The sequence below is a fragment of the Sinomonas sp. P47F7 genome, from assembly GCF_049332655.1.
GTDB lineage: Bacteria > Actinomycetota > Actinomycetes > Actinomycetales > Micrococcaceae > Sinomonas.
On record NZ_CP186327.1, the window covers coordinates 476,506 to 485,408 of the forward strand.

Annotated in this window: 8 protein-coding genes; 4 read left to right on the plus strand and 4 right to left on the minus strand. The window is 69.4% G+C overall.

The features are described 5' to 3' along the window. Window positions 1–6: 6 nt before the first annotated feature. The 4 genes from ACOKR1_RS02380 (at window position 7) to tkt (ending at window position 4,989) form a co-directional block, all read left to right on the plus strand. Window positions 7–795, plus strand: a complete 789-nt coding sequence (locus ACOKR1_RS02380; protein WP_422935178.1) for a triose-phosphate isomerase family protein — start codon at window positions 7–9, stop codon at window positions 793–795. 37 nt (window positions 796–832) lie between these two features. Beyond that, window positions 833–1,660 (plus strand): DeoR/GlpR family DNA-binding transcription regulator, encoded by an 828-nt coding sequence (locus ACOKR1_RS02385; RefSeq protein ID WP_422935179.1) that lies wholly within the window; start codon window positions 833–835, stop codon window positions 1,658–1,660. Window positions 1,661–1,683: 23 nt separating this feature from the next. After that, window positions 1,684–2,796, plus strand: a complete 1,113-nt coding sequence (locus ACOKR1_RS02390) for a zinc-binding dehydrogenase (protein ID WP_422935180.1) — start codon at window positions 1,684–1,686, stop codon at window positions 2,794–2,796. A gap of 81 nt (window positions 2,797–2,877) precedes the next feature. Continuing rightward, window positions 2,878–4,989 (plus strand): transketolase, encoded by a 2,112-nt coding sequence (gene tkt, locus ACOKR1_RS02395; protein WP_422935181.1) that lies wholly within the window; start codon window positions 2,878–2,880, stop codon window positions 4,987–4,989. Between the two features lie 1,070 nt (window positions 4,990–6,059). Here the strand turns inward: tkt and ACOKR1_RS02400 are convergent. The 4 genes from ACOKR1_RS02400 to ACOKR1_RS02415 all read right to left on the minus strand — a co-directional run bounded on the left by ACOKR1_RS02400 (window position 6,060) and on the right by ACOKR1_RS02415 (window position 8,898). Next, entirely contained in the window at window positions 6,060–6,356 is a 297-nt protein-coding gene (locus ACOKR1_RS02400; RefSeq protein ID WP_422935182.1) for a hypothetical protein, read from the minus strand. A 169-nt stretch (window positions 6,357–6,525) separates the two neighbouring features. Continuing rightward, on the minus strand, window positions 6,526–7,758 hold the full coding sequence (locus ACOKR1_RS02405) for a PP2C family protein-serine/threonine phosphatase (RefSeq protein WP_422935183.1): 1,233 nt from the start codon (window positions 7,756–7,758) through the stop codon (window positions 6,526–6,528). Window positions 7,759–8,080: 322 nt separating this feature from the next. Beyond that, window positions 8,081–8,296, minus strand: coding sequence for a hypothetical protein (locus ACOKR1_RS02410; protein ID WP_422935184.1), 216 nt, complete (start codon window positions 8,294–8,296; stop codon window positions 8,081–8,083). Window positions 8,297–8,379: 83 nt separating this feature from the next. Then, entirely contained in the window at window positions 8,380–8,898 is a 519-nt protein-coding gene (locus tag ACOKR1_RS02415) for a MarR family winged helix-turn-helix transcriptional regulator (protein WP_422935185.1), read from the minus strand. Window positions 8,899–8,903: the final 5 nt, after the last annotated feature.

The window sequence follows — 8,903 nt, forward strand, 5'->3', positions numbered from 1 at the left end:
GGTCCCATGTCCCCGGACCTGACGAACGCACGCCCCCGGCCAGCCCTGCTCGGCATCAGCCTCAAGCTCTACTTCGGCCACCTGCAGACACTTGACTGGTGCCGGCAGGTCGCAGAGCTCGCCACCACACATCCGGCGATCCAGCGCGGAGCCGTCTCGCTGTTCATCATGCCGAGCTTCCCGTCTCTGGCGCACGTTGAGGGCATCTTCGAGGGCACTCCCGTGAAGACTGGAGCGCAGGACCTCCACTGGGATGATTGGGGGGCCTACACGGGCGAAGTCAGCGGGACGAGCCTCCGGGAAGTGGGATGCACCTACGTGGAGGTCGGGCACGCGGAGCGCCGCCGCCTGTTCGGCGAGACGGACGAGGTCATCAGGGCCAAGACCCAGGCGGCCTTCAGGAACGGTCTGGTCCCCGTCATCTGTGTGGGCGAGACCGAGGAAGGGCCCGCGGACACCGCGGCTGAGGCGTGCGTGGAGCAGCTGGCCGCAGCCCTGGCCGACTCCGAGCCGGGCGAGGGGAGCATCGTCGTCGCCTATGAGCCCGTGTGGGCCATCGGTGCCGAAGCTCCTGCGAATGCCGGCCACATCCTGCCCGTGACACGGCGCCTCCGGCAGTGGCTTGCATCCGATGGCCGCTACCCTCAAGGATCGGTGATCTATGGCGGAAGCGCCGGGCCAGGCCTCCTGACCCGGCTCGCAGAAGGAGTCGACGGGCTGTTCCTGGGACGCTTTGCGCACGAGGTGAAGGCCTTGACTGCGGTCATCGACGAAGCGGCCGAGGCGTTCGTGTAACTGGACAGTAGAGCATCATCACCAGGAGGGAGCCACGATGGACGAGGGAATCGGCTCGCCGGGCCGTTCAACCCGGCAGCAGGAGCGCCAACGGGCCATATCCGAAATGGTCATGGCGGAGGGGGCAGTGCGCATCGACCAGCTCGCAGAGCGATTCGGCACGAGCCAGATGACCATCCACCGGGATCTCGACGAACTCGAGGCCCGAGGGCTCGTGCGGAAGTCCAGAGGTGTGGCGACGGCGCTCTCCTCGAGTCTGGTCGAATCGAGCGACGTCTACCGCACCGGCCAGCAGCAGGAAGAGAAGATGGACATCGCCAGGGCCGCGCTCGACTTCATCGAGGCGGGCCAGGCCGTGTTCGTCGACGACTCCACGACCGTCCTCCAGCTGACCAAGCTGCTCGGAAGCAGAACGCCACTGACCGTCCTGACCAACGTGCTGACCATCATGGAGGAGCTCAAGGACACCCGCGGCATCTCGCTCGTGGCCATCGGGGGCGCCTACTTCAACTGGTGCAGCGCGTTCATGGGCAGCATGACCACAGACGCCATCAGGAAGCTCCGCGCGGACGTCTTCGTGATGTCCACGGCGGCCATCATCGATGACGTCTGCTTCTTCCAGAACCAGGCCACGGTCGAGGTCAAGAGGGCCATGTTCGAGAGCTCGGCCACGCGGATCCTCCTCGCAGACCACACAAAATTCACCAAACGGGCACTCTACGCCCTGGCTCCCCTTGCCGAATTCGATGCAGTCATCGTGGACGCCAAGACCAGCCAGGAGGACATCCGGCGGCTCAGTTCCCGCGGTGTCAATGTCGTCGTCGCCCGTCCTCAGAGCCTGCACCCGCAGCAATCCGCCGGGTGAGCCCGAACGAACAGGAGCAACCAGTGACCAGCCTTGTCCAGGGAGCGAGCACCGAAGCCGCCCTGCCCACCGCCATGCGCGCCGTCGTCTGTTATGGGCCCAACGACTACCGGCTCGAGGAGCGCCCAGTCCCCACCACCGGCCCGGATGACCTGCTGATGAAGGTCGAGGCCGTGGGCGTCTGCGCGAGCGACGTGAAGTGCTATCACGGCGCCGCCAAGTTCTGGGGCGACGAGCATCGGCCGGCGTACACGCAGGAGGGGATCACGCCGGGGCACGAATTCGTGGGGGTTGTCGTGGCCGGGGGCGACGCTGCCCTTGAGCGCCGCGGGGTCTCGATCGGCACGCGGATCGTGTGCGAGCAGATTGTGCCGTGCGGGGAATGCCGGTTCTGCCAGCGCGGGCAGTACTGGATGTGCGCCCCCCACGAGATGTTCGGCTTCCGCGGGTTCGACGGCGCGATGGCCGACTACGTTCTAGTGCCCGCGAGGGCGCGCACCCACGTGGCCCCAGCGGACCTCCCGGCCCACCACACGGCGTTCGCCGAGCCCCTCTCCTGCGCCCTGCACGCCGTGGAGCGGGCAGGCATCCAGTTCGAGGACGTCGTGGTGGTGGCCGGCTGCGGACCGATCGGCCTCGGAATGATCGCGGGCGCCCGCGCCAAGAACCCGATGACGGTCGTCGCGCTCGATATGTCGGATGAGAAGCTCGCGCTGGCCCGCAAGTGCGGCGCGGACGTGACGATCAACATCGCCTCCGAGGACGCGATCCAGCGAGTCAGGGACCTGACTGACGGGTACGGCGCCGACGTCTACCTCGAGGCCACGGGCCACCCCTCGGCGGTGTCGCAGGGCCTCAACATCCTGCGCAAGCTCGGGACGTACGTCGAATACTCGGTGTTCCGGTCCGAGGCGACGGTCGACTGGTCGATCATCGGCGACGACAAGGAGCTCAACGTGCTCGGCGCCCACCTCGGGCCGCACTGCTGGCCAGCCGCGCTCAAGCTGATCAAGGACGGAAAGCTGCCTCTGGAGGAAATCTGCAGCCACCAGTTCCCGCTCGAGCAGTTCCTGGACGCGATCAACCTTGTGGGCAATCCGGTGGGCGGCTCGGTGAAGGTGTCCATCCTGCTCTGAGCGTGAGCGCCCCCACGCAGGGTAGCCCCATGCCCTCCCACCCCACCCGAGAAGAAGCCGCTACCGAAGGAGGACAGGCCCGTGCCTGCTGTTGATCTTGAAGAACTGACGTGGACCGATGTTGACCGCAAGGCGGTGGACACGATCCGGGTCCTGGCCGCCGACGCGGTGCAGAAGGTGGGCAACGGGCACCCGGGCACGGCAATGAGCCTGGCGCCGGCCGCATACCTGCTCTTCCAGAAGCTCATGCGGCACGATCCGGCGGACCCGCAGTGGATCGGTCGCGACCGGTTCGTCCTCTCCCCCGGGCACTCCTCGCTCACGCTGTACATCCAGCTGTTCCTCGCCGGGTACGGCCTCGAGCTGGCCGACCTCGAGTCGCTGCGCACGTGGGGCTCGCTGACCCCGGGCCACCCCGAGTACGGCCACACGAAGGGCGTCGAGATCACCACCGGCCCGCTGGGTCAGGGCCTCGCGTCCTCGGTTGGCTTCGCGTACTCCCAGCGCCGGGAGCGGGGCCTGTACGATCCCGCAGCCGCCGAGGGCACGTCCCCGTTCGACCACACCGTGTGGGTCATCGCGTCCGACGGCGACCTCCAGGAAGGCGTGACCTCCGAGGCATCCTCGCTCGCGGGCCACCAGGAGCTGGGCAACCTCGTGGTGATCTACGACGAGAACCACATCTCGATCGAGGACGACACCGACGTCGCCTTCACCGAGGACGTCCTGGCCCGCTACGCGGCGTACGGCTGGCACACCCAGCGCGTGGACTGGACCAGGACCGGCGAGTACGTCGAGGACGTCCAGGAGCTCTACCAGGCGCTCGTCGCCGCGAAGGCCGAGACCGGGCGCCCCTCGATCATCTCGCTGCGCACCGTGATCGGCTGGCCGTCCCCGACCAAGCAGAACACGGGCAAGATCCACGGCTCGGCGCTCGGCGCCGACGAGGTCGCGGCCCTCAAGCAGGTCCTGGGCTTCGATCCGGAGAAGTCCTTCGACGTCGACCCCGAGGTGCTCGCCTACACCCGCGGCGCGATCGAGCGCGGCGCGAAGGCCCGCGCGGCCTGGCAGGAGGACTTCGACGCGTGGGCGTCGGCGAACCCTGAGGCCGCGGCCCTCCAGGCGCGCATCGAGGCCCGTCGGCTCCCCGAGGACTGGGATGCTTCCCTCCCCGAGTTCCCCGCGGGCAAGGACGTCTCGACCCGCGCCGCGTCGGGCAAGGTCCTCAACGCGATCGGACCGGTCCTGCCCGAGCTGTGGGGCGGCTCGGCCGACCTGGCCGAGTCGAACAACACCACCATCGAGGGCTCGCCCTCGTTCATCCCGGCGTCCCGCTCGACGGCCGCGTGGAAGGGCAACCCCTACGGGCGCGTGCTGCACTTCGGCATCCGCGAGCACGCGGCGGCCTCGATCGTCAACGGCATCACCCTCGGCGGGAAGACCCGGGCGTTCTCGGGCACATTCCTCATCTTCTCCGACTACCAGCGCCCCGCGATCCGCCTCTCGGCGCTCATGGGCATCCCGTCCACGTACGTGTGGACGCACGACTCGATCGGCCTCGGCGAGGACGGCCCGACCCACCAGCCGGTCGAGCAGCTGGCCTCGCTGCGCGCGATCGTTGGCCTCGACGTGGTCCGTCCCGCCGACGCGAACGAGGTCGCGTGGGCGTGGAAGACCATCCTCGAGAACACCTCGAACCCGGCCGGCATCGTCCTGACTCGCCAGAACCTTCCGACCTGGGACCGCGGTGAAGGCGGCTTCGGCGACGTCTCCGGCGTCGCGAAGGGCGGCTACGTCCTGGCCGAGGCCCAGCGCGATGGCGCCGACGTGACCCCGGACGTGATCCTCATCGGCACCGGCTCCGAGGTCCAACTCGCCGTCGCCGCCCGCGAGGCCCTCGCGGCCGAAGGCATCGCGGCCCGCGTGGTCTCGATGCCCTGCGTCGAGTGGTTCAAGGCCCAGGATTCCGCCTACCGCGAGTCCGTGCTCCCCGCAGCCGTCAAGGCCCGCGTCTCCGTCGAGGCCGGCCTGGCCCTCGGCTGGCGCGAGTTCGTCGGCGATGCCGGCCGCACGGTCAGCCTCGAGCACTACGGCGCATCCGCCGACTACAAGACCCTGTTCCGTGAGTTCGGCATCACCGCGGAGGCCGTCACCCAGGCCGCGAAGGACTCGATCGCCGACGCCACGCGTTAACACCAGAGAGCGCGTCTACCCGCCACCTTCGGGTAACGACCACCTCATGGACCGCAACGTGGACGGGCGGCTCTTCTGCGGTCCTTGTGGCTCTTGGGGCTCTGTTCGATCAGCTCCCCGTGCGGGCCCGGGGGAGAAGTTGCGGCTGACCCTGATGACCCCCTGCGCGGGGTCCGCGTCGCGTACCCGCACCGCGGTCGCCTCGCCCGCGCGCAACCCTCACCATCGCCGCGGACATCGCCGACGCCGTCCAAGAGGACTACCGCACCAACCTTGTGCAGCGAGTCATCGCCGCCGCGGCCCCCGTAGAGCCTCCCTTCGAAGTCTCCGACCCGGGTATCGTCGTCGAGTTCGTCAAGCTCGACGACATCCGCACCGGGGACGTCGTCCGCTTCGAGACCCGGCTCTCCCGCCCCCACTACCTTTGGCCGGAGACCATGACCACCGACCCCTGCCGCCCCAACTCGGACACCGCGGCCAAGCAGACTCACCTGTTCCGGACTCCCGAGGAAGAACGCCTCACCTCCCGGAAGAACCTCACCGACGCCCAGGTCTTCGGGCTCACCGGACGCTCCCTCGTCGCCATCCGTGTACGACGGCAGCAGCTCCGCTTCAGGTGCCGCCCCGTCGGGCAGAACAACGCCTGTTGGAGACCTGAGCAGGCGCACAACGAAGGACAGCTGCTGGTTCGGGGCTTTGGGGGAGAGGCTACTGAGGCAGCCGTGCAGGCTTGTCGAGGCTGGCGCCCCCGGCTGTCTCTGGCTGACCGCGCCAAATCGGGAAGCCTGCCCAAGGACGGTCCTTGCTGGGCAGGAAGACCCGGTCTACGTGGAAGGCCTTCCGGCGGTGCCGTCCGGAGGCCACGGCCCACACGACATCGACAAGTTCCCCGTCGCGGGCCATCGAGACGGCATAGCCGTGGATTTCGGTGCCCCCGTCCCTGACCACCACCCTCTGGGCGGTGCGAAGGATCCACCGCGAGCTACCCGGGCCGGTGGCAGCCGTGCCCTTCGTGCCGCCGGCGGTCCTTCCTCGCCCGGGGGATTCCGTTCCCTGCGCCGATCCTGCGCTCATGCCACGATCGGCCCGGGGTCCTGCCCCCCGGGGACCTGCCTGCGGGGAGGGGCGCCCATGCCGCCTTGGCCCCTGACCCCCAGGCCGTTGCGGTGCAGGGCTGCCATAATGGACTGCTCCCGCCGGGCCAAGGCAGCGGCGCGGGCTGGATCCTGGCTCTCGGAGCCTCTGAGGCCGTCCTCGACCAGGGCGAGCTGGACGATGAGCTCCCTGACTGTGGCATGGTCCAGATCAGTCTCGGAAGCCTTGCATGCCGGCGAGTCGTCCTCGTTCCCCGGCGCTGGGGGATTCATGTCCAAAGGCTATCCGTGATAGGACGGCCCGTATTCACCCCAGAGGGTGTACTCTTTCGCGCCGTCTGCAGCAGTCAAGTGTCCCTCGGATGATCGAGGTCGCGGCTGCCCTCGACCCTATCGCCCGCTAATCCCCGGGGCTCGGTCTCAGTCGGCCTGCCCCGTGAGCTCAAGGCCGCGTACGGGGCATCAGGCCGGGGCGGGTCGGCCTCGGCGGGCGTGCCCTCCTCAGCGCGAGGATGGTGACGTCGTCTGTGTGCTCGTGGCGCAGGGCGTGGTCCATGGTGGCATCGACGATGCGTTCGGGCGTGAGATCGCCGGCGGGGGCGGAGCGGGCGAGCGCCGCCAGCGCCGCTTCGATGCTGGGGAACAGGTCGAGGATTCCGTCGCTGAGGACCACGAGGGTCTCGCCGGGGCGGAGGCGCTCTTCGCCGAGTCCCCAGTCGTCGTCGCGCTGGACGCCGATGGGGAGTCCTCCGGTGCGCAGTCGCCGCGGCGCGCCGTTCTGGCCCAGGACGGCTGCGAGGCCGTGCCCGGCATCGACGTAGCAGAGGCCTCCGGTGGCCGGGTCGAGGCGGGCGGAGAAGAGGGTCGCGAAGCTCTCGGTGTCTTCGAAGAGCTCCTGCGATGCGATGGCGGCCCTCCTGACGGTGGTGAGCTGGTCGTTGAACCTGGAGGCGCCCATCAGGACTGCCCGGAACGAGGCGGCAATCAGCGCGGCGGGGATGCCCTTGCCCATCACGTCGGCGAAATGGACCTGCAGGGTGCCGTCCTGGAGCTGCTGCCAGACGAAGAAGTCCCCGCCGATGGAGCTCGAGGGCGCGCAGCGGCCGGCGATCCGGTATCCGGGCAGCTCGGGCGAGGCATGCGGCAGGAGCATCCGCTGGACCTGTGCCGCGCGGTCGAGCTCGCCGGAATAAGCGACCTCGCTCTCGACCAGGCCGGCAAGGACAGCGAGGATCTTCCGGTCCGTGCCGGAGGGGGACCGGGGCTCAGTGTCCATGACGCAGAGGGAACCGATCGGCTCTCCGTTGGGAGCGTGGACCGGGTGCCCGGCGTAGAACCGGACGCCGTCCGCGGCGAACCTGACTCCGGCGAAGCGCGGGTCCTCGGAGGCGTCCTCGACCACCAGGGTCGCGTCCCGTTCCAGGGTGTGGGCGCACATCGACTCGGCCAGCGGCTCCTGTTCGAGCCCGCCCAGTCCCACCTCGGCCTTGGTCCACTGCCGGTCTGCGTCGACGAAGTTGATCGCTGCCATGGGCACCTCGAGCAGCGTGCGGGCAGCCTGGACGAATCGGTCGAAGCGTCCCTCCCGCGGGGTGTCGAGTATCCCGGAGCCGTGCAGGGCCCCGAGCCGGCGCCGGTCCAGGGCCATCCGGCGGACACTCTCCAGGGGCTCCATGACGTCAACCCTCTTCCGCGCCCGACCGGACTGCGCCCGACCGGACTGCGGCCGGGCGAATTCGGGCGTCCGGGGCGAGAAGCCCCAGGCCCCAAGGGCTCGGGTGCGGCGCCTGGGCGGGCATCCCTCTGCCAAAGCCGCCCCACGGGAGCCGTGCGGGGGCCCGCTGGAGCCGGTCGGCCGGCGGTTTCCCTCCACCTTTGGCGGCCGAGCGACCAGGCTCCTCGCCTTGGCCCCGCGGCAGGGCGCGGGACTTTTCCGACGGGACCCGGCAGTCCAGGACCACGGGCCGCCGCACGCCGGCGGTAATCATCACGCCCCCTCAGCCGGCCCGGAGGGACCGGACGCAGCGCAGATGCTCGTAAAGTGCTCGTTCAGGATGCCCCTCGTGCTGGTCCATGAGGCGGCGGAGGCGGCCTTTTGCCTCCTCGCAAAGGCCGGGGTCCTCCAGCGCCTCGTGAAGGATCCCGAGCACCTGCCCGGCAAGAGTGTCCTCATCCGCACCGGTGATGGTCCTATCCCCCAAGATTTCAACCATGCGAGAGAGTCTGGGGGCAGACCGACCGTTCTGTCTACCCTCCGGGCGGGATAATCTCCTCGCCGCCGAGGCATTCCCCGCCTCTAGTTGTGCCTGCCCTGGGCTGTGAGGCCCGCGCGGGCGCTGGCGATCGCTGTCGTCAGCTGGTGCACCATGCCGGCGACGAGCGCGAGCTGCTCCGGGGTGTAGTCGGCGAGGACGGGGAGCAGGCGCTCGACCATGGGGTCGAACATCTCGCGGCCCGTCGCGCGCGCGCTGGGCGTTGAGGCGAGGAGGATCTGGCGCCGGTCCTCGGCGCTGTGCTGGCGCTTGAGGTGGCCCGAGGCCTCGAGGCGGTCGAGCACCGAGGTCATGGCCGCGGAGCTGAGCACGAGCAGCTCGCGGAGCTCGCCCGGCGTTGTGGTCGCGCCGGTGCGGTCGGCCTCGACGACGGCGTTGATGGCGTGGATGTCGTTGCGGGCGAGCCCGTGCCGGCGCCGGACCACCTCGGAGTACCGCTCGGCCTCCGTAGTGAACTTCTGCAGGAGGAAGAGGAGCTCGAATCCCGGCGACGAACGGAGCGATTCGCGGCTCGCGTCGTCGGGGTGAGGATCGGCGGGCACGGGCC

Excerpts from the sequence above, each read along its gene's own strand:
- ACOKR1_RS02380 (WP_422935178.1), top strand. The coding sequence starts at position 7 with ATGTCCCCGGACCTGACGAACGCACGCCCCCGGCCAGCCCTGCTCGGC.
- ACOKR1_RS02400 (WP_422935182.1), bottom strand. The coding sequence starts at position 6,356 with ATGAATCCCCCAGCGCCGGGGAACGAGGACGACTCGCCGGCATGCAAG.
- ACOKR1_RS02385 (WP_422935179.1), top strand. The coding sequence starts at position 833 with ATGGACGAGGGAATCGGCTCGCCGGGCCGTTCAACCCGGCAGCAGGAG.
- ACOKR1_RS02405 (WP_422935183.1), bottom strand. The coding sequence starts at position 7,758 with ATGGAGCCCCTGGAGAGTGTCCGCCGGATGGCCCTGGACCGGCGCCGG.
- ACOKR1_RS02410 (WP_422935184.1), bottom strand. The coding sequence starts at position 8,296 with ATGGTTGAAATCTTGGGGGATAGGACCATCACCGGTGCGGATGAGGAC.